This is a genomic window from Roseococcus suduntuyensis, from assembly GCF_014196305.1.
GTDB lineage: Bacteria > Pseudomonadota > Alphaproteobacteria > Acetobacterales > Acetobacteraceae > Roseococcus > Roseococcus suduntuyensis.
In genome coordinates this window covers 562464-581507 of the sequence record NZ_JACIDJ010000002.1, presented here as the reverse complement: position 1 = coordinate 581507, position 19044 = coordinate 562464, and the positions used below count along the sequence as shown (strand labels likewise).

At 70.0% G+C, this 19044-nt stretch carries 17 protein-coding genes; 10 read left to right on the top strand and 7 right to left on the bottom strand.

Going from position 1 to position 19044, the window contains the following annotated elements:
* Positions 1-19: 19 nt before the first annotated feature.
* Complete coding sequence (gene ubiG / locus GGQ83_RS09235) at positions 20-763, bottom strand: bifunctional 2-polyprenyl-6-hydroxyphenol methylase/3-demethylubiquinol 3-O-methyltransferase UbiG (RefSeq protein ID WP_184383475.1); 744 nt, start codon at positions 761-763, stop codon at positions 20-22.
* Positions 764-832: 69 nt separating this feature from the next.
* On the opposite strand from ubiG, the gene GGQ83_RS09230 reads away from it, so the two are divergent.
* The 6 genes from GGQ83_RS09230 (at position 833) to hisS (ending at position 7469) form a co-directional block, all read left to right on the top strand.
* Positions 833-2050 (top strand): aspartate kinase, encoded by a 1218-nt coding sequence (locus tag GGQ83_RS09230; RefSeq protein WP_184383474.1) that lies wholly within the window; start codon positions 833-835, stop codon positions 2048-2050.
* Between the two features lie 84 nt (positions 2051-2134).
* Positions 2135-3175 carry an NAD(P)H-dependent flavin oxidoreductase gene (locus GGQ83_RS09225; protein WP_242534909.1) on the top strand — a complete coding sequence of 347 codons (1041 nt, stop codon included), beginning with the start codon at positions 2135-2137 and terminating at the stop codon, positions 3173-3175.
* A gap of 75 nt (positions 3176-3250) precedes the next feature.
* Positions 3251-4201 carry a helix-turn-helix domain-containing protein gene (locus GGQ83_RS09220; RefSeq protein ID WP_184383473.1) on the top strand — a complete coding sequence of 317 codons (951 nt, stop codon included), beginning with the start codon at positions 3251-3253 and terminating at the stop codon, positions 4199-4201.
* A 131-nt stretch (positions 4202-4332) separates the two neighbouring features.
* Positions 4333-5472 carry a flavodoxin-dependent (E)-4-hydroxy-3-methylbut-2-enyl-diphosphate synthase gene (ispG, locus tag GGQ83_RS09215; protein ID WP_184383472.1) on the top strand — a complete coding sequence of 380 codons (1140 nt, stop codon included), beginning with the start codon at positions 4333-4335 and terminating at the stop codon, positions 5470-5472.
* A gap of 4 nt (positions 5473-5476) precedes the next feature.
* Positions 5477-6133 carry a molybdate ABC transporter substrate-binding protein gene (locus GGQ83_RS09210; RefSeq protein WP_184383471.1) on the top strand — a complete coding sequence of 219 codons (657 nt, stop codon included), beginning with the start codon at positions 5477-5479 and terminating at the stop codon, positions 6131-6133.
* 85 nt (positions 6134-6218) lie between these two features.
* On the top strand, positions 6219-7469 hold the full coding sequence (gene hisS, locus GGQ83_RS09205; RefSeq protein WP_184383470.1) for a histidine--tRNA ligase: 1251 nt from the start codon (positions 6219-6221) through the stop codon (positions 7467-7469).
* A gap of 70 nt (positions 7470-7539) precedes the next feature.
* Here the strand turns inward: hisS and GGQ83_RS09200 are convergent, their stop codons facing one another.
* From GGQ83_RS09200 to hpnA, 4 genes are all read right to left on the bottom strand, one after another.
* The gene (locus tag GGQ83_RS09200; RefSeq protein ID WP_184383469.1) at positions 7540-8448 is read right to left on the bottom strand and encodes a DUF808 domain-containing protein; all 909 of its coding nucleotides are present in this window, start codon (positions 8446-8448) and stop codon (positions 7540-7542) included.
* 69 nt (positions 8449-8517) lie between these two features.
* On the bottom strand, positions 8518-10548 hold the full coding sequence (shc, locus tag GGQ83_RS09195; protein WP_375781514.1) for a squalene--hopene cyclase: 2031 nt from the start codon (positions 10546-10548) through the stop codon (positions 8518-8520).
* A 97-nt stretch (positions 10549-10645) separates the two neighbouring features.
* The gene (locus GGQ83_RS09190) at positions 10646-11767 is read right to left on the bottom strand and encodes a glycosyltransferase (protein WP_207017943.1); all 1122 of its coding nucleotides are present in this window, start codon (positions 11765-11767) and stop codon (positions 10646-10648) included.
* On the bottom strand, positions 11764-12753 hold the full coding sequence (gene hpnA, locus GGQ83_RS09185) for a hopanoid-associated sugar epimerase (protein WP_184383468.1): 990 nt from the start codon (positions 12751-12753) through the stop codon (positions 11764-11766). The genes GGQ83_RS09190 and hpnA overlap by 4 nt, the downstream gene beginning before the upstream one ends.
* A 62-nt stretch (positions 12754-12815) precedes the next feature.
* Between hpnA and GGQ83_RS09180 the strand changes: the two genes are divergently transcribed.
* Positions 12816-13409: an ABC transporter substrate-binding protein gene (locus GGQ83_RS09180; protein WP_184383467.1), complete on the top strand. Its 594-nt coding sequence runs from the start codon at positions 12816-12818 to the stop codon at positions 13407-13409.
* A 45-nt stretch (positions 13410-13454) separates the two neighbouring features.
* On the opposite strand, the gene GGQ83_RS09175 is transcribed toward GGQ83_RS09180, so the two are convergent.
* Complete coding sequence (locus GGQ83_RS09175; protein ID WP_184383466.1) at positions 13455-14435, bottom strand: Bug family tripartite tricarboxylate transporter substrate binding protein; 981 nt, start codon at positions 14433-14435, stop codon at positions 13455-13457.
* A 327-nt stretch (positions 14436-14762) separates the two neighbouring features.
* Positions 14763-15488: an MlaA family lipoprotein gene (locus GGQ83_RS09170; RefSeq protein ID WP_184383465.1), complete on the bottom strand. Its 726-nt coding sequence runs from the start codon at positions 15486-15488 to the stop codon at positions 14763-14765.
* A 51-nt stretch (positions 15489-15539) separates the two neighbouring features.
* Between GGQ83_RS09170 and hpnI the strand changes: the two genes are divergently transcribed.
* From hpnI to GGQ83_RS09155, 3 genes are all read left to right on the top strand, one after another.
* The gene (hpnI, locus tag GGQ83_RS09165) at positions 15540-16694 is read left to right on the top strand and encodes a bacteriohopanetetrol glucosamine biosynthesis glycosyltransferase HpnI (RefSeq protein WP_184383464.1); all 1155 of its coding nucleotides are present in this window, start codon (positions 15540-15542) and stop codon (positions 16692-16694) included.
* Between the two features lies 1 nt (position 16695).
* Positions 16696-18129: a hopanoid biosynthesis associated radical SAM protein HpnJ gene (gene hpnJ / locus GGQ83_RS09160; RefSeq protein ID WP_207017951.1), complete on the top strand. Its 1434-nt coding sequence runs from the start codon at positions 16696-16698 to the stop codon at positions 18127-18129.
* 570 nt (positions 18130-18699) lie between these two features.
* Positions 18700-19032: a monooxygenase gene (locus tag GGQ83_RS09155; protein WP_184383463.1), complete on the top strand. Its 333-nt coding sequence runs from the start codon at positions 18700-18702 to the stop codon at positions 19030-19032.
* Positions 19033-19044 lie beyond the last annotated feature (12 nt).

Sequence of the window (19044 nt, the reverse complement as noted above, 5' to 3'; positions counted from 1 at the left end):
ACCCAGGCCTGCGGGGTCGCTAAACCCGACGCCCCGCCATGATGTAGTTCACCCCCACATCCCGGCTGATGCGGAAGCCCTGGCGCAGGCTGGGCGTCAGCCCCGCCACCTCCGTCACCGCCACGCCCGCGCCGCGCATCAGGGCACCCAGTTCGGCCGGGCGGAGGAACAGCTTCCAGTCATGCGTGCCCACCGGCAGCCAGCGCAGCAGATATTCCGCGCCCAGTTTCGCCACCGCATAGGCACGCGGCGTGCGGTTCAGCGTGGACAGCACCACCCAGCCGCCCGGCTTCACCGCGCGGGCGAGCGCGGCGAGGAAGGCGGAACGCTCCTCCGGCGGCACGTGTTCGATCACTTCCAGCGCCAGGACGGCATCGAAGCCGGTCTCCTCCAGGGTCTCGGGGGTGCCCGTGCGGTATTCCACCGTGACACCCTCGGCCATCGCATGGGCGCGGGCGGCGTCCAGCGCCGCACCGGCGGCGTCCAGCCCCACCACGCGCGCCCCGCGCCGGGCCAGCCATTCCGAAGCGAGCCCCGCCCCACAGCCCACATCCAGCACGCGCTGGCCGGCCACATCGCCCAGCAGCCCCGCGATCCAGCCCATGCGGGCCGGGTTCATGGCGTGCAGCGGGGCCATGGGGCCGCGGGGGTTCCACCACTGATCGGCCAGGGCGTCGAACTTCGCCACCTCGCGCGCATCCGCACTGGACGGGGGCGCGCTGGAGGGATTTGCAGGGCTGCCCCTGTTGCCGGTCGGGTCCATGCCCGGTATCTGACGCGCGCTTGAGGCCCCCGCAAGGCCTGGTTGTATGGATTGGGGCCGGGAATTCCCATGGCACGTATTGTGATGAAGTTCGGCGGAACCTCGGTCGGCGACCTCGACCGGATCCGCAATGTGGCCGCCCGCGTGAAGCGCGAGGTGGACGCCGGCCACCAGGTGGCCGTGGTGGTCTCCGCCATGGCGGGCACCACGAACCAGCTGGTGAAATGGTGCCAGGACCTCTCGCCGCTGCATGACGCGCGGGAATATGACGTGGTGGTCGCGACGGGTGAGCAGGTGACGATCGGCCTGGTCGCCATCGCCTTGCAGGCCATCGGCGTCGAGGCACGCTCCTGGCAGGGCTGGCAGGTGCCCATCGTCACCGACAACGCCCATGGCAAGGCGCGCGTCGAGGGCATCGAGGGCGCCGAACTGATCCGCCGGATGGAGGAGGGCCAGGTGCCCGTCGTCGCCGGCTTCCAGGGCATCGAGACCACGCGCAACCGCGTGACGACGCTGGGTCGGGGCGGTTCGGACCTCTCGGCGGTGGCGCTGGCCGCGGCGTTGAAGGCCGATCGCTGCGACATCTATACCGATGTGGACGGGGTCTATACGACCGACCCGCGCATCGTGCCGCGGGCCAAGAAGCTCGAACGCATTTCCTATGAGGAGATGCTGGAACTGGCGAGCGTGGGGGCCAAGGTTCTCCAGACCCGCTCGGTCGAGCTGGCGATGAAGGAAGGCGTGCGGGTGCAGGTGCTGTCCAGCTTCGAGGACAAGCCTGGCTCATTGGTCGTGGATGAGGACGAGATCATGGAAAAGCCCATCGTGTCGGGCATCGCCTATTCGCGCGATGAGGCGAAGGTGACGCTGCGCCGCCTGCCGGACCGGCCGGGCGTGGCCGCCCGCGTGTTTGGCCCGCTGTCCGCCGCCAATGTGAACGTGGACATGATCGTGCAGAACATCGGCGCCGATGGCAGCACGGACATGACCTTCACGGTGGGCCGGGCCGACCTGCCGCGTGCCCAGGACATCCTGAACAAGGCCAAGGACGAGCTGGGCTTCGAGGCGCTGGTCTCGGACCCCGAGGTGGCCAAGATCAGCGTGGTCGGCATCGGCATGCGGACCCATGCCGGCGTCGCTTCCACCATGTTCAAGGCGCTGGCGGAGAAGGGCATCAACATCCAGGTGATCTCGACCAGCGAGATCAAGGTGAGCGTGCTGGTGGCCTCCGACTACACCGAGCTTGCGGTGCGCGCGTTGCACACCGCTTATGGGCTGGATGCCTGAGGCATCGCCTCCCGGCCGGAAAATGCTTGGGGCTGCGCGCCGGCGCGGCCAAACTCCCGTGATGGCAGCAGCAGGGCCCGACGCATGGACATGAACACCCCCGTCTCGCCCGCGGGTTTCGCGGCGGTGGACCGCCTGATGGCGCGCGGCGCCGCCTTCTTCGGTTCGCGCTATGCGCTGCTGGGGGGGGCGATGTCCTGGGTGAGCGAGCGCAACCTGGTCGCGGCACTCTCCAACGCGGGCGCCTTCGGGGTCATCGCCTGCGGGGCGATGGAGCCGCACCACCTGGATGCCGAGATCGCGGGCACGAAGGCGCTGACGGACAAGCCCTTCGGCGTGAACCTCATCACCATGCACCCCCGGCTGGAGCAGCTGGTGGACACCTGCCTGGCCCACAAGGTCACGCACATCGTCTTCGCGGGCGGCATTCCCCCCGGTTCGGCGCTGAAGCGGGCCAAGGAGGGCGGTGCCCGCGTGGTGTGCTTCGCGCCCGCGCTGGCCTTGGCCAAGAAGCTGGTGCGGTCGGGCGCCGATGCGCTGGTCATCGAGGGCAGCGAGGCGGGCGGGCATATCGGCCCGGTCAGCCTGAACGTGCTGGCGCAGGAAATCCTGCCCGTGATGGGGCCGGAGGTGCCGGTCTTCGTGGCGGGCGGCATCGGGCGCGGCGAGGCCATCCTCTCCTACCTGGAGATGGGCGCGGCGGGGGCGCAGCTCGGCACGCGCTTCGTCTGCGCCAGCGAATGCATCGCCCACCCCAACTTCAAGCGCGCCTTCATCCGGGGTGCGGCGCGTGATGCCCTGCCCACGGTGCAGCTCGACGAACGCTTCCCCGTGATTCCGGTGCGCGCCTTGCAGAACGAGGGCACCAAGCGCTTCATGGAGCACCAGGCCAAGGTGCTGGCCCGCTTCCAGGCGGGGGAGTTCACCAAGGAGGAAGCCCAGCTCGACATCGAGCATTTCTGGGCCGGCGCGCTGCGCCGCGCCGTCATTGACGGCGATGTGGAGAATGGCAGCCTGATGGCTGGGCAAAGCGTGGGCATGGTCTCGCGCGAACAGCCGGCCGCGGAGATCGTGGCCGAACTCATCGCGCAGGCGGCGGCGGCCCTGGCGGCGCGGACCGCGTGATGTTTTCCCCGTGTCACAGTTGCGCGCTGGGCGCGCGGCGCGGTTGGCGGTAACCATAGCCCCGTGTTCAACGACATGAAGCGCTTCCGGCCCTCCGAGGCCAATGCGGTGGACGCCACCCGGGTGGGCGAGGAGCTGCGCGACGCGCGGCTGGCGCTCGGCTGGGACATCCAGGACGTGGCGACGCAGCTTCGAATCCGCCGCGTGTACCTGGTGGCGCTGGAGGAGGGGCGGATCGGGGATTTGCCCTCGCCCGCCTACGCCATCGGCTTCATCCGCAACTACGCGGCGCTGCTGGGCCTCGATTCCAACGACATCGTCCGCCGTTTCCGCGACGCGGCGACGGGGGTGGTGGCCAGGCGCAGCGACCTCGTCTTCCCCGAGCCGGTGCCGGAACGCGGCTTCCCCACCGGCGTCGTGCTGCTGCTGGGCGCCGTGATCGCGGTGGGCAGCTACGTCGCCTGGTACAATTGGAGTGGTTCGGGCGAGCGGGTGGTGGATGCGGTGCCGCCCGTGCCCGGGCGGCTCGACCCCGCCGTGCGCGATGGCGAGGCGCTGCGCCCGCCGCGCGTGGCGGAGGCGCCGGCGCCCACGCCCCCTCCGGCGCCGACAGCCCAGCCGGCCCCCCAACCCGGCCCCCAAGCCGGATTGGGCCTGCCGCCCTTGCCGGTGCCGACCCCGGTGCCGGTGCAGGTGCCGCCCCCGCCGCCCGCCCCCGCCGCGCAGGCCCCCGCCACACCCGCGCCGCCCGCGGCCAACGCGCCCATCGTCCTGCGTTTCCGCGGCGATGCCTGGACGGAGGTGCGCGCGCCGGGCAACCGCGTGCTGCTCTCCCGCGTCATGCGCGCGGGCGAGAGCTGGGAGGTGCCCGCCGGCCAGACGGGGCTGACGCTTTCCACCGGCGCCGGGCAGAACATGGACATCGTGGTGGGCGGCCAGGTGGCGCCCTTCTCGACCGATCTGCGCGGGGTGCGGCGCAACATTCCGCTCGAACCCCGCGCGCTGATGGCGCTGTCTCCGCAGTAGCGCGTGATCGCCCATGGGCGGGATGCCCGGCGGCGTGAATCACGCGACAAGTTGACCTGTCACGCGCAAGCCCTCGCGGCATGGGGGGCGCTGCCCTATATTCGCGGCACACGCGCCGCCCGAGGACAAGCATGAGCTACCGGCCCTACCAGCAGATCACCCGCCGCAAGTCCCGCCAGATCCGAGTGGGGAAGGTGCTGGTGGGCGGCGATGCGCCCATCAGCGTGCAGACCATGACCAACACGCTGACTTCGGACGCCGCGGCCACCATTGCGCAGATCCGCAAGTCGGAGGTGGCGGGGGTGGACATCGTCCGCGTCTCCTGCCCGGACGAGGAGAGCACGGCGGCACTCGCCGAGATCGTGCGCGAGGTGAACGTGCCCATCGTGGCTGACATCCATTTCCACTATCGCCGCGCCATCGAGGCCGCGCAGGCCGGGGCCGCCTGCCTGCGCATCAATCCCGGCAATATCGGCAGCGCCGAGCGGGTGAAGGAAGTGATCAAGGCGGCCCGTGACCATGGCTGCTCCATCCGCATCGGCGTCAATGCCGGTTCGCTGGAAAAGCATCTGCTGGAGAAGTATGGGGAGCCCAACCCGGAGGCGCTGGTCGAGAGCGCCCTCTGGCACGCCGACCATCTGCTGCAAAACGACTTCCACGAGTTCAAGATCAGCGTGAAGGCGAGCGACGTCTTCATGGCCGTCGCCGCCTACACGCAGCTGGCCGAGGCCTGCGACCACCCGCTGCACATCGGCATCACGGAAGCGGGCGGCAAGCGCGCGGGCACGGTGAAGTCCGCGATCGGCCTGGGGAACCTGCTCTGGGCGGGCATTGGCGACACCATGCGCGTCTCGCTGAGCGCGGAGCCGGAGGAGGAGGTCTCGGTCGCCTGGGACATCCTGAAGTCCCTGCACCTGCGGCACCGGGGCGTGAAGATCATCTCCTGCCCCTCCTGCGCGCGGCAGGGCTTCGACGTGATCCGCACGGTGGAGAAGCTGGAGGAGAGGCTGGCCCACGTCACCCAGCCCATTTCCCTCTCCATCATCGGCTGCGTGGTGAACGGGCCGGGCGAGGCGCTGATGACGGATATCGGCCTGACCGGCGGCGGCGCGGGGCGGCACATGGTCTATTCCGCCGGCAAGCAGGACCACACCACCGACACCGACGCCATGATCAACCACCTGGTCGGCCTGGTGGAGGCGCGGGCGGCCGCGCTGGACGCCGAGGCGCGCGCCAAGAAGGAGGCCGAGGCGAAGGTCGCGGCGGAATAGGCGCTTGCGCCTCTTCTCCACGCTGGGCGTCGCCACCGTGTTGCGGCGCCTCGACCTGCCGGCCGAAATCCGCTTCGACCCGACGGCGCGGCTGCTTTCCGCCATTGCAGAAGGTGAGCGCGCGGACATCGCCATCCTGACCGATGCGGGCATCGAGGCGCTGACGGCGCAGGGCATCCTGGCCGCCGGCACGCGGCGGGATCTGGCGCATTCCTATGTGGGCCTGGCCGTGCCGCCCGGCGCGCCGCATCCGCGCTTCGGCACCGTCGCGGAGTGGCGCGAGACGCTGCTGGCCGCGCCCAGCCTGGCCTATTCGCGCGCGGGGGCCAGCGGCATCTTCTTCGCGGAATGGCTGGAAGCGCAGGGCATCGCGGCCGAGGTCAACGCCAAGGCCACCGTGATCCCCCACGGTTTCACCGCCGAGCTGGCGGCGCGGGGCGAGGTGGCGCTGGCCATCCAGCAGGTCAGCGAACTCATGGCCGTGGAGGGTGTGGAGGTCCTGGGAAAGCTGCCCGAGGGCGCCAATACCTGCGCGGTGTTCTCGGGCGCGCTCTTCGCGGGCGCCGACCCGGGCGCCAAGGCGCTGTTGGACGCCATCGCGGCGGCCATGACGCCCGAAGCCCTGCGCGCGGGCGGGCTGGAACCTCCCTACAGCGGCTGATTCACGGCTTCGGCGATTCACCGAAGCCGATCAGACGCGCAGCCACCTTGCCGCGCGGCCCTCGCGGCGCTACCGCCGCAACATCATGGCCAACATCAAGCTGCAACCGCCCCGCGGAACCCGTGACCTCATTGGCGAGGAATTCCGCCGGCACCACCACGTCATCGAGACGGCGCGGCGCATCGCCGCCCTCTATGGTTTTGAGGAATGGGCCACCCCCATCTTCGAGGACACGCGCGTCTTCGCCCGCGGCCTGGGCGAGACGAGCGATGTGGTCAGCAAGGAGATGTATGTCTTCCAGGACCGTGGCGGCGAATCGGTCACGCTGCGGCCGGAGAACACGGCGGGCGTGTGCCGCGCGCTGGTCTCGGGCGGGCTGACGCAGTCGCTGCCGCGCAAGGTCTTCTACGCCGGCCCCATGTTCCGCTATGAGCGGCCCCAGGCCGGGCGCTACCGGCAATTCCACCAGATCGGCGCCGAAATCCTGGGCGCGGCCGAACCGCTGGCCGATGCCGAGGTCATCGCCTGCGGCCACCACATCATCCGCGAACTGGGCCTGGATGAGGGCGTGGTGCTGGAGGTGAACACGCTGGGCGACGCCCCCAGCCGCGACGCCTACCGCGCGGCCCTCATCGCGCATTTCAGCGCCAACCGGGACAAGCTGTCCGAGGACAGCCAGCGCCGGCTGGAAAAGAACCCGCTGCGGATCATCGACAGCAAGGAGGCGCAGGACCGCGCCCTGGTGGCCGACGCGCCCACCATCGAGACCTTCCTGACCGACGCCGCCCGTGCCCATTGGGACGCGCTGCGCCGGCACCTGGACGGCTTCAAGCTGCCCTGGCGGGAGAACCCGCGCATCGTCCGCGGCCTCGACTACTACAGCCACACCGCCTTCGAGTTCGTGACCGACCGCCTGGGCGCGCAGGGCACCGTCATGGGCGGCGGCCGCTATGACGGGCTGGTCGAGGAAATGGGCGGCCCGCCCACCCCCAGCGTCGGCTGGGCGGCGGGGGTGGAGCGTCTGTCCATGCTGCTGGAGCGCGGGGGCCTGACGCCGGCCGCCCCGCGCCTCGTCACCGTCATCCCCGTGGGCGAGGCGGAGGAGGGCGCGGCGCTGGCGCTGCTGCAATCGCTGCGCGCGGCCGGCGTGGCGGCGGAGATGGGCTATCGTGGCAACCTCAAGCGCCGGATGGAGCGCGCCAACAAGCAGGGCGCGCGCGCCGCGCTGATCCTGGGCGAGGCCGAGGTGTCGCGCGGCGTGGCGCAACTGCGCGACCTCGATGCGGGGACGCAGGCGGAGGTGCCGCTGGCCGAGGTGGCGGCGCGCCTGGGCTGACCGGAGGGCAGGGGCGCCGGGTCCTTCGCCGGCCGCGGCTGAGGCGTGATCCGCCTCGGCGGGTCGGCCGCTACCGCCCCGCTGCCCGCTTCGCGCCCAGCACCACCGCGCCCAGCGCCAGGCCCAGAACGCCCGCGCCCGTGGCTTCCAGCAGCCAGCCCTGCACGCCGCCGCCGATGGCCACGGCCGCGGCATGCAGCGCATGCGCGGGCGCGGCCAGGCCGAATTCCTCCAGCCCGTGCAGCAGGATGCCGCCACCCACCCAGAGCATGGCGAGCGTCCCCACGACCGACAGCGCCTTCAGCACGCCCGGCATGCCGCGCACCAGGGCCCGGCCGAGCGGCGCCAGCACCGGCCGCCCGCCCGCCGCCAGCGCCACCCCGGCGTCATCGGCCTTCACGATGAGGGCCACGGCGCCATAGATCAGCACCGTGATGCCGATGGCCACCACGGCCAGCACCACCGCCTGTTCCACCAGGCCGCCGGCGGGGAGGGTGGAGAGGGCCAGCGCCATGATCTCGGCCGAGAGGATGAAGTCGGTGCGGATGGCGCCGGCCACGCGGGCATTCTCCTCCGCCACGGGGTCGGCGGCGACGGCCACGGGGGTGACATGGCCCTCCACCAGGCCCAGCGCCTCCAGCACCTTCTCGGCCCCCTCCAGGCACAGGTAGAGCCCGCCCAGCATGAGCAGCGGCGTGATCAGGAAGGGAGCAAAGGCGCCCAGCGCCAGCGCCGCCGGCAGCAGGAAGAGCAGCTTGTTCCTGAGCGACCCGCGGGCGATGCGCCAGACCATCGGCAATTCGCGGCTCGCGGCGAAGCCCACCATGTAGCGGGGCGTGACGGCGGCGTCGTCAATGGCCACGCCCGCCGCCTTGGCGCCGGCCTTGGCGGCCTTGGCCGCGATGTCGTCCAGCGAGGCGGCGGCGAGCTTGGCCAGCCCCGCGACATCGTCCAGCAGGGCCAGAAGGCCTGAACTCATGGGGCGCGCTCCGTCACCGCCCAGACACTCTGCGCCGGGGGGAGGGGGGCGGCAAGCTGGGGCTTGACCCTACAGGCCGAAGGCGACGCGCTTCGTGTTGCTGGCGCGCAAATTCCTCAGCCGCGCCAGGGCCCAGAGCGGGAAGATCCGCCGGTAGCCGTGGTAGCGCAGGTAGAAGACGCGCGGGAAACCGGTGCCCGTGTAGTCATCCTCGGGCCAGTCGCCATCGGCGGTCTGGTGTTCCATCAGCCATTCGGCGGCGCGCTGCACGGCGGGGTGCCCGGCCTCGCCGGCGGCCATCAGGGCCAGCATGCCCCAGGCCGTCTGGCTGGCCGAGGAGGGCGCGGCCTCACGCGCATCGGGGCGGGTGCCGCCGCGCGCGGGGTAGGACATGCCGTCCTCGCCCCAGCCGCCATCCTCGTTCTGCCGCTCCAGCAGCCAGCCGACCGCGCGGCGCATGGCGGGGTGGTTGTGCGGCAGGCCGGCGGCGTTCAACGCCGTCAGCGCCGACCAGGTACCATAGACGTAGTTCACGCCCCAGCGGCCATACCAGGAGCCATCGGCCTCCTGCTCGCGCAGCAGGTATTCGATGGCGGATTTGGCGGCGGCTTCGTCGCCCCGGCCGAGCTGCGCCATCATGGCCAGGCACCGGCCCGAGACATCCACCGTGGGCGGGTCCAGCAGCGCGCCATGGTCGGCGAAGGGGATGTGGTTCAGGTAGTGGAAGGTGTTGTCGGCGTCGAAGGCGCCCCAGCCGCCGCCGCGGGACTGCATGCCCACGGTCCAGTCGGTCGCGCGCTGGATGGCGCCGTCCATCTCGGCATCGGCGGCACCCGTGGCCCCGCGCCAGCGGTCCATGGCGAGCACGACCACGGCGGTGTCGTCCACGTCCGGGTAATGGGCGTTGGCGTACTGGAAGGCCCAGCCGCCGGGCTGGAGGTGCGGGCGCTTCCAGGCCCAGTCGCCCCGCACGTCGCGGATTTCGCGGCCGACCAGCCAGCGAAGCCCCTGGCCCGCCGCCTGCACCTGCGCCTCGCCGCCCGCTTCCAGCAGGGCGTGGGACACCAGCGCCGTGTCCCAGATGGGGGAGAGGCAGGGCTGGACGTAGGTCTCGTCCTCATCTTCCTGGCCGGCGCCGCCGGCGGGGCGATCCTCGACCAGCTTCTCGATGGCCGACCACGCCGTGACCACGCGCGGGTCATCGGCGGGCACGCCCAGGCAGTGATACATCAGGATGGCATTTGCCATGGCGGGGTAGATGGCGCCCAGCCCGTCCTCGCCGTTCAGGCGCTCGGTGACGAAGCGTTCGCAGGCGGCCTCGGCGCGGCTGCGGTGGCTGCTCGGGAAGATCTTGCGGGCGCGGTGCAGGGCGCCGTCGAGGCCCTTGAACAGGCTGGACCAGGGTTCGGCCTGGTGGGCGCCGCCGGGCCATTCGCGCACCTGCTCGGGCGGCGTGCGGAAGAGTTCGTTGATGGTGACGCCGCGCGGGTTGGCCGCCTGGGGGCGGCGTTCCATCACCACCGTCAGCGGCACCAGCACGGTGCGCGCCCAATAGCTGATCTTGCTGATGTGGAAGGGGAACCAGCGCGGCAGCAGCATGATCTCGGGCGGCATCACCGGCACCGCCCGCCAGGGGACGATGCCATAGAGCGCCAGCGAGGAACGGGTGAAGACGTTGCTGCGCTCGGCCCCGCCGGCGGCCAGGATGGCGTCGCGCGCCTGGATCATGTGCGGCGCGTCCGGCGCGTCGCCGATCAACCGCAGGGCGAGGTAGGCCTTGACCGAACAGGAGATGTCGAGCGGCCCGCCATGGAAAAGCGGCCAGCCGCCCCCCGTGTTGCCCGCCTGCTCGGCCTGCACGCGGCGGAGGTAGCGGCCGATGCGGGCTTCGCGCTCCGGTTCGATCTGGCCGAAGAAATGCTTGAGCATCAGGTATTCGGCGGGGATGGTGGCGTCCGCCTCCAGCTCGAAGACCCAGTGGCCGTCAGGGCGCTGGCGGGCCAGGAGATGCGCGGCCGCGCTCTCCACCGCGTGGTCGAGGGCGGAAGGATCGCTGTGCTGGGGAAGGGCCGCGCCGATGGGTTGCCGCAGGACGTTCAAACCAGGAATTCCTCGAAGAAAGCCGCACCTTGTGTCAACCAAGGTGCATAAGACGGAAAGGGTTGATTCCGGAAGGGTGTGGCCGGGAAGTTGCGAATTACTTGCGCGATAGGGATTCGCCTTTCCACAACCCGCCACGGCCCTGCCATTCAGCCCGGGCGGAATCGAGAGTGAACAGGAGATAGGCCGCCGCCACCAGCGGCAAGGCGAAGCCCCGCCACGCCGAAAGCCCGTAGAAGCGCAGCATGGGCGCATAGGCCACCACCATCGCCGCCCAGGCGAAGGCGCCGAGCCAGCCGGCCCACCCTGGCGCCAGCAGCGCGAGCAAGGGCGGCGCCAGGAAAACCAGCGCCAGCGCCGCCACCATGCCCAGCAGCAGGACCGGGTTGTAGAGCAGCTGGGCATAGGCGGTGCGGGCCACCATGGCGCGGATGTCGGCCATGTGGGGATAGGCGCGCAGCGACACGACGCGGCCCGTCAGCCCCACCCAGGTGGCGCGTCCGGGGCCCTTCACGAGGCCCGCCAGGGCGCAATCGTCAATGATGCGGTCATGGATGGGGGCGAGGCCGCCCACCGCCTCGAAGTCGCGCCGCCGCAGCAGCACGCAGCCGCCGGCCGCCGCCGCCGTGCGCGCGCGCGGGTCGTTGGACCAGGCGAAGGGGTAGAGCATCATGAAGAAGAAGACGAAGGCCGGGATCAGCCAGCGCTCGGCCCGGCTCTGGCAGCGCAGCCGCGCCATGAGCGACACGAGCGCGTAGCTCCCCGCCTCGGCCCGCTGCACCAGGCGGCGCAGGCTGTCGGGCGCGTGGGCGATGTCGGCATCGGTCAGCAGGATATGGGTGTGGGTGCCGGGGGCGAGCGCCTCCAGCCCCTGGCGCAGCGCGTTCAGCTTGCCCGACCAGCCGGGCGGACGGGTGCCGCCCGTGACCACGTTCGCGCCTGCCGCGCGGGCGATCTCGCCCGTGCCGTCCGTGCTGCGGTCATCCACCACCGTGATGGTGAAGCGGCCCGGATAGTCCTGGACGCGCAGGGCCGCCACCACCTGCCCGATGGTCTCGGCCTCGTTGCGGGCGGGGATGAGGATGGCGACCTCGGGCCATTCGGCGGGGTCGGGCAGGGTGTCGGCGTCCTCGTCCGTCACATCGGCGCGCCAGAAGAAGCCGCGGCCCAGCAGCAGCACCAGCCAGGCGATGGCGGCGGCGGCGGCGAGCCAGATCACAGCATGCGCTCCGCCTGGAACCAGGCGATGGCGTCCCGCACCCCCTCCTGCCAGGGGCGGGCCTGGTGGCCCAGCACGCGGGCCGCCTTGTCGGACGAGAAGAACATGGTCTGCGCCGACATCTTGAGCCCGTCGCGCGTCAGCATCGGTTCCTTCCCGGTGATCCGCGCCCAGGCCTCGCTGATATGGGCCATCGGCAACAATGGCGCGCGGGGCAGGCGGAAGGGCGGGCGGTGGCCGCATTCGGTGGCGATGAAGCCCAGCATCTCGGCGAGCGTCACGTCCTGGCCGCCCAATATGTGCCGCTCGCCGGGGGTGCCGTGATCCAGCGCGGCCACCACCCCCGCCGCGCAATCCTCGACATGGACGAGGTTCAGCCCCGTCTCGACATAGGCGGGCATCTTGCCGCGCGCCGCCTCCAGGATGATGCGGCCGGTGGGGGTGGGCCGGCTGTCGCGCGGGCCGATGGGGGTGGAGGGGTTCACGATCACCACCGGCAGGGCATGGGTGCGGACCATCTCCTCCACCAGCCGTTCCGCCGCCGTCTTGCTCTGCTTGTAGGGGCCGATGGCCTCCTCGGGCCTCGCCGCATCCGCCTCGGTCGCGACACCGCCGGGGCGGGGCTTGAGCGTCGCCACGGAGGAGACATGGACGATGCGCGGCACGCTGGCCTCCAGCGCGGCCGCCATCACATGCCCGGTGCCGGCCACGTTCACCTCGAACATGCGGGCGGGGTCGGGCACGAAGATGCGGTAATCGGCCGCGGCGTGGATCACGGCGCCCACGCCGGCCATGGCGTAGCGCAGGCTTTGCGCGTCGGTCAGGTCGCCCAGCGCGACCTCGACGGGCAGTCCGTCCAGCGTGCGCCGGACGGAATTCGGCCGCACGAAGGCCCGCACCGCATGGCCGCGCGCCAGCAGCACCCGCGCCAGCGAGGCCCCCAGGAAACCATTGGCGCCGGTGAGCAGGATGGTGGTGGGGGGCATGGCGCGGTTCTGACGGGTTCGGGGGCCATGGTCCAGCGGGCATCTGACGCTATATTGCGGGCATGACACGTCGCCAGATTCTCCTCGCCCTCCCGGTCACGCTCGCGCCCCTGCCGGCATTGGCCCAGTCCGATCCGGCCCAGGTCATCGAGGGCTTCCACGCCACGCTGATCAACCTGATGCGGCAGGCGCGGCAATTGGGTGTGCGGGGGCGCTACGCCCAGCTCGAACCCGTGATGGGCCGCGTCTTCGACCTGCCGGCCATGACGCGCATCGCGGTCGGGCCCCCCTGGACCGGCTTCTCGCCGGAGGACCAGGCCGCGCTGACCAACGCCTTCACCCGCTGGTCCATCGCCACCTACGCCAACCGCTTCGACGGCTATTCGGGCGAGACCTTCCAGACCCTGGGTAGCCAGGCGGTGAACAACGGCACCCTCGTCCGCACCCAGCTCAACCGCACCGGGGGGGAGGGGCCCGTGCTGCTGTCCTACCTGCTGCGGGGCACGCCCCCGCGCGTGGTGGACATCTACCTGACCGGCACCATCAGCGAACTGGCCTCGCGCCGGGCGGAATTCACGAGCCTGATCCGCGAGGGCGGCGCCACGCGGGTCACCCGCGAACTGGAGGCACGGACGGACCGGCTGCTCCGGGCGTGAGCCGTGGCCGCCAGGGAGGGCATTGCCCCTCCCTGGCGCTTGCTTTTAGCCATCCACCCGCACATTGGCCGAGCGGATGACGTTCGCCCAGCGCGTGACCTCCGCACGCAGGAACGCATCCGTGTCCGCGGAGGAGCGGCCCTCGACCACGAAGCCCAGCTCCTGCAGGCGCCGCGCCATCTCGGGTTCGCGCACGATGCGCCCAACCTCGGCGGCGAGGCGGTCCACCAGGGGCTGCGGCGTGCGGGGAGGAGCGAGCAACATGCACCACGAACTCGCGGCGAAATCCTCGACGCCACTTTCGACGACCGTGGGCAGTTCGGACGCGAAGCTGGGCCGGGTGGGGGTGGCGATGCCGAGCGGGCGGATGGTGCCGGCCTCGAAATGCGGCTTCAGCGTCGAATAGGTGTCGAACATCATGCCGATATGGCCGGCCATGAGGTCTGCCAGCGCGGGCTGGGTGCCGCGATAGGGGACATGCACCATCCGCACGCCGGTCCGGAGCTGCAGGTCCTCCATGGCGAGATGCGCGGTGGCGCCGATTCCGCTCGAACCGTAGTTCATCTGTCCGGGGCGCGCGCGGGCCACCTCCAGGTATTCGCGCAGGTTCTGCGCCGACACATGGCGGCTGCCCGCCAGCACGAGCGGCGCCTGGACCACGAGCGAGACGGGCGCGAAGCCCAGCGGGTCGAACGGCATGCGCCCGGCCTGGAGCGTGGCATTGGCGGCGTGGGCCGGGAGGACCATCACCATCGTGTGGCCATCCGGCGCGCTGGTCGCGGCGGCGCCGACGCCGATGATGCTGTTCGCGCCAGGGCGGTTCTCGACCACCACGGGCTGGCCCAGGGCGCGGGACAGCGGCTCCGCGACCAGGCGCGTTGCAATATCGGTCGTGCCACCCGGCGTGTACGGAACAATGATACGCAGCGGCCTGTTGGGAAAATCGGAAGTCTGTGCGCCGGCCGCGGAAATCGTCAGCGCGGTACCGGCAAGCGCCAATGCCGCGCGGCGATGAATGAATTGCATGACTATGTTCCTCGAAACTTCATTTTTATGCGCCAGCATTCTCGGGCGCAGGATTTATTATGCGGGGTTGCTGGCGGAAGTGTCGAGGGGGTGGCTCGCGGCTTCGTCCTGAGAGACCGTTTGAGAACGCTGACGGGTCTGCTGTGCGGGTCTTTTCCGCCCCTGATGCGTTGCCGGCCTTGCCGATGCCACCAGCATCGGCCGCGCCCGGCGCCTTTCAGGGACGAAAAATTCCTCGCGCATCCTCCGCCGCCAGCGTTCCCAAACGGTCTCTGAAGCCTGTGCGCGAAACGCGGTTCCGTGGCGGGGCCTCCAGCGGCGCGGCTTTCAGCCCCCGGGGTCGTCCAGCGTCATGAGCCCTTCGCCGCCCTCGGTCGTGCGGCCGAGCTGGGCGTCGCGGCGCTGCTGCATGATGGAGCGCAGGCGGGCGTAGTAGTCGAGGCTGTCGGCGCGCAGCGCGTCCAGGTTCTCGATGTTCTCGGCGCGCAGGTCGATGCCCTGGATGACGCCGCGGCCGATGCCCACGCCGGTGGCGGCGGTGCGGGGCAGGGCGTATCCGATGGCGTAGCCCACGGGGTCGATGAACGAATCGACGCCGCCGCCGATCGCGTCCCGGACGTTGGAGGGGCCGAGCAGGGGCAGCATCAGGAAGGGCCCGTCGCCGATGCCGGCGGCGTAGAGGGTCTGCCCGAAATCGCCCATGCGCTGGGGGTGGCCGGCTTGGGTGGCCACGTCCATCACGCCCAGCACGCCCACCGTGGTGTTCATCGAGAAGCGCAGCAGGGTGGTGCCGGCATCGGCCAGGCGGAACTGCAGCACGTTGTTGATGAAGACGACCGGTTCCTGAAGGTTGTTCAGGGCGTTGCGGATGCCCCGCCGCGCGGGTTCCGGCACCGTGGCCCGCCAGGATTCGGCGGCGGGCCGGATGATGCCGGCATCCATCGCGTCGTTGAATTCGAAGATGTGGCGGTTGATCCGCTCGAAGGGGTCGCGGTTGTCCGCGGTGGCGCAGGCGCCGAGCAGGAGGCATGTCGAAAGGGCAAGGGCGCGCATCACTTTCCCACTCTATCGCAGGCCGCGCGGCTGTGCGATGGGGCAAGGGCGATGAACCTTGCGGCGATCATCCTGGGGCTTTTGGCGGTGGCGGGCCTGGCGCAGGCGCTGGCCGCGCGACGGGCCTTGGGCCGCATGTTCGGTCGCGTGCCGCCCTCGGGCCCGGCCCTGCCGGCCAGCGTGCTGAAGCCGCTGCACGGGAATGAGCCGGGGCTGGAATTGCATCTTTCCCAGGCTTTGGCGCAGCAACATGCAGCGCCATACGAAGTCCTCTTCGCCGTGGCCAACCCCGCCGACCCGGCGCGGGCGGTGGCCGAGGCCGCCATGGCGCGCAGCCCCACCCCCTCGCGCATGCTGGCCGGGGGCGAGGTGCTGGGCGCCAACCGCAAGGTGAGCCAGCAGGTCCACATGGCCCGCGTGGCGCAATACCCCGTGCTGGTGGCCGCCGATTCCGACATGGCCTGCCCGCCGCACTGGCTGACTACGGTGACGGCGCCGCTGGCCGACCCCGAGGTTGGCCTCGTCACCTGCCTCTATGCCGGGCTGCCGGCCGATGACGGGCCCTGGTCCGAGCTGGCCGCGCTTTCCATCAACTGGCACTTCCTGCCCAATGCGGCGCTGGGCGAGAGCCTGGGCGCGGCCGATGGCGCCTATGGCGCGACGCTGGCGCTGCGGGCCGACACCCTGGCGCGCATCGGCGGTTATGAACGCCTGCTGCCCCTGCTGGCCGATGACCACGCGCTGGGCGAGGCGGTGCGCGAACTGGGGCTGAAGGTGGTGGTGCCGCCCATCCTGCCCGGCCATGTCATGCACGAGCCGAGCTTCCAGGCCCTCTGGGCGCATGAGCTGCGCTGGGCGCGGACCACGCGGCTGGTGCACCCCTGGGGGCATGTGGGGCTGGTTTTCACCCACCCGCTGCCCTTCGCGCTGATGGCGCTGGCGGCCGCCCCGGGCGCCTGGACACTGGCCCTGTTGGGGGCCGTGCTGCTGGCGCGCGGCGCCCTGGCGCGCCGGGCGGATGTGCTGACGGGGCGGCCCTGCTGGCGCCGCATGCTGTGGCTCCCTATTCGGGACTTGCTTTCCTTCGCCGTCTGGGCCACGGCTCTGCACAAGGGCCGCGTCACCTGGCAAGGGAGGCGCTTCACCCTCGGCGCCGGCGGACGCATGGCCGAGGCGCCCGAACCCACCCGAGAGGCCGTTTCCTGAGATGATGCGCACCCTGTTCCTCCAGGCTCCCTCCTTCGACGGGTTCGACGGCGGCGCCGGCGCCCGCTACCAGGCGCGGCGCGAGATCAAGAGCTACTGGTTCCCCACCTGGCTGGCGCAGCCGGCGGCCCTCGTGCCCGGCTCGAAGCTGGTGGACGCGCCGCCGCACAACCAGACCCTGGCCGATGTGGCCGGCATGGCGCGGGACTATGATCTGTGCGTGATGCACACCTCCACGCCCAGCTTCGCCTCCGACATCAAGGTGGCGGAGCGGCTGAAGGCCGAGAACCCGAACCTCAAGGTGGGCCTCATCGGCGCCAAGGTGGCGGTGCAGGCGATGGAGAGCCTGCGCGACGCGCCCGTGGTGGACTGGGTGGCGCGCAACGAGTTCGACTTCACGGTGAAGGAGGCCGCCGAGGGGCGGGACCTCTCCTCCATCAAGGGGCTGAGCTTCCGCAACGGCGAAGGCGTGATCGTCCACAATGACGACCGGCCGATGCTGGAAAACATGGACGACCTGCCCTTCGTGAGCGAGGTCTACAAGCGCGACCTCGACCACAAGAAGTATTTCATCGGCTACCTGAAGCACCCCTATATCAGCTTCTACACCGGCCGCGGCTGCAAGAGCCGCTGCACCTTCTGCCTCTGGCCGCAGACCGTGGGCGGGCACCGCTACCGCACGCGCAGCGTGGGCCATGTGCTGGAGGAGATCGCCTTCATCAAGCAGGCCTACCCGGACGTGAAGGAGATCTTCTTCGACGACGACACCTTCACCGACAACCTGCCCCGCGCGGAGGAGATCGCGCGCGGGCTGGGCCGGATGGGTGTCACGTGGTCCTGCAATGCCAAGGCGAACGTGCCGCGCGACAGCCTCAAGATCATGCGCGACAACGGGCTGCGCCTGCTGCTGGTCGGATACGAGAGCGGCAACCAGCAGATCCTGCACAACATCAAGAAGGGCATGCGGATCGAGGTCGCGAAGCAGTTCACCAAGGACTGCCACGAGCTTGGCATCGCCATCCATGGCACCTTCATCCTGGGCCTGCCCGGCGAGACGAAGGAAACCATCGAGGAGACCATCCGCTTCGCCATCGAGACCAACCCGCACACCCTGCAGGTGAGCCTGGCCGCCCCCTATCCCGGCACCTTCCTCTATGAGCAGGCGGCGCGCGAGGGCTGGCTGGACACGGCGAACACCGACTACGTGGACGCGCATGGCGTGCAGATCGCGCCCCTGGCCTATGAGCATCTGAGCCACACGGAAATCTTCAACAGCGTCGAGACCTTCTACAAGCGCTTCTACTTCCGTGCGCCCAAGATCGCCTCCATCTGCGGCGAGATGATCCGTGACCGGCAGATGCTGGTGCGGCGCCTGCGGGAAGGGGTGGAGTTCTTCGGTTTTCTCCGCGAGCGGGCGAAGGCGCGGGCCGCTTGAATTACGCTACGCTAAGGCGGCCCGTTTTCGAGACAGCTTTATTTGATGTATCCCATGCAACAACCTCGACCCGTGCAGTAGAATTTGGGCCCCAGTGATAGTAATGTGGCAAATCGATTATGACGGCTGGTTTGATGGGGTCTCCAGGATACCTTACCCAGACCGCAAGTTTAAAGGTGGCTGATCTGCCTGGTAATATTGTGACGTTAACGGTCTCTTTTCTCCCGTAGAGGGCTAGTTGAGTGGGGTTTGGTATCCAATTGCTACTAATTCTTCCGCAATCTTCTAATCTCCAGTCAGAAATCGCGACCTTAACGTCATTTGCCACAGTTTTTCCCGTATTTTGAATTTTGACACCAAATACTCTTTGGTGGGTCCAGTTACCATCCTCTAGCTGGATACTATTGTCGTCAATCATGGCAATGTATTCGATGCTGATATTCGGTCGTTTCAGCCACCGCCACAAGTCGCCTATTTTTGCAAGAACAAAGCCGAGGATTACTCCAGCGATCGGACTATCGAAAGATGACATTCGTGCCTCTTGCCCCCACCACAAGTAGAGGTTGGCACATGATCCTCGCTGTCGTCACCTTCCGACTGCCTGCCTCCACAACCCGCGAGGACGCCGCCGCCATGTTCCGGCAGACGGCGCCGCTCTACGCCAAGCTGCCGGGGCTGGTGCGCAAGCAATACCTCTACCGCGCGCTGGACACCCATGTGGAAGCGGGCGGCGCCTACACCTGGGAAAGCCGCGCGGCGGCCGAGGCCGGGCATGGCGCCGAATGGCTGGCCCGCGTCACCGCCAAGTATGGCGCGCCACCGGAGGTGCGGTTCTTCGACACCCCCGTCTCGGTGGACAACACCGGGGCCTCGGCCGTGATTGCCGAACACGCCCCCGCCTGACACAAGGCCGCG

What these genes read in the sequence shown, in the direction of transcription:
- GGQ83_RS09230 (WP_184383474.1), top strand. Translation starts at nt 833, where the DNA reads ATGGCACGTATTGTGATGAAGTTCGGCGGAACCTCGGTCGGCGACCTC.
- ispG (WP_184383472.1), top strand. Translation starts at nt 4,333, where the DNA reads ATGAGCTACCGGCCCTACCAGCAGATCACCCGCCGCAAGTCCCGCCAG.
- GGQ83_RS09155 (WP_184383463.1), top strand. Translation starts at nt 18,700, where the DNA reads ATGATCCTCGCTGTCGTCACCTTCCGACTGCCTGCCTCCACAACCCGC.
- GGQ83_RS09175 (WP_184383466.1), bottom strand. Translation starts at nt 14,435, where the DNA reads ATGCAATTCATTCATCGCCGCGCGGCATTGGCGCTTGCCGGTACCGCG.
- hpnA (WP_184383468.1), bottom strand. Translation starts at nt 12,753, where the DNA reads ATGCCCCCCACCACCATCCTGCTCACCGGCGCCAATGGTTTCCTGGGG.
- hpnJ (WP_207017951.1), top strand. Translation starts at nt 16,696, where the DNA reads ATGATGCGCACCCTGTTCCTCCAGGCTCCCTCCTTCGACGGGTTCGAC.
- GGQ83_RS09200 (WP_184383469.1), bottom strand. Translation starts at nt 8,448, where the DNA reads ATGAGTTCAGGCCTTCTGGCCCTGCTGGACGATGTCGCGGGGCTGGCC.
- hpnI (WP_184383464.1), top strand. Translation starts at nt 15,540, where the DNA reads ATGAACCTTGCGGCGATCATCCTGGGGCTTTTGGCGGTGGCGGGCCTG.
- GGQ83_RS09170 (WP_184383465.1), bottom strand. Translation starts at nt 15,488, where the DNA reads ATGCGCGCCCTTGCCCTTTCGACATGCCTCCTGCTCGGCGCCTGCGCC.
- GGQ83_RS09220 (WP_184383473.1), top strand. Translation starts at nt 3,251, where the DNA reads ATGAAGCGCTTCCGGCCCTCCGAGGCCAATGCGGTGGACGCCACCCGG.
- GGQ83_RS09225 (WP_242534909.1), top strand. Translation starts at nt 2,135, where the DNA reads ATGGACATGAACACCCCCGTCTCGCCCGCGGGTTTCGCGGCGGTGGAC.
- GGQ83_RS09180 (WP_184383467.1), top strand. Translation starts at nt 12,816, where the DNA reads ATGACACGTCGCCAGATTCTCCTCGCCCTCCCGGTCACGCTCGCGCCC.
- hisS (WP_184383470.1), top strand. Translation starts at nt 6,219, where the DNA reads ATGGCCAACATCAAGCTGCAACCGCCCCGCGGAACCCGTGACCTCATT.
- ubiG (WP_184383475.1), bottom strand. Translation starts at nt 763, where the DNA reads ATGGACCCGACCGGCAACAGGGGCAGCCCTGCAAATCCCTCCAGCGCG.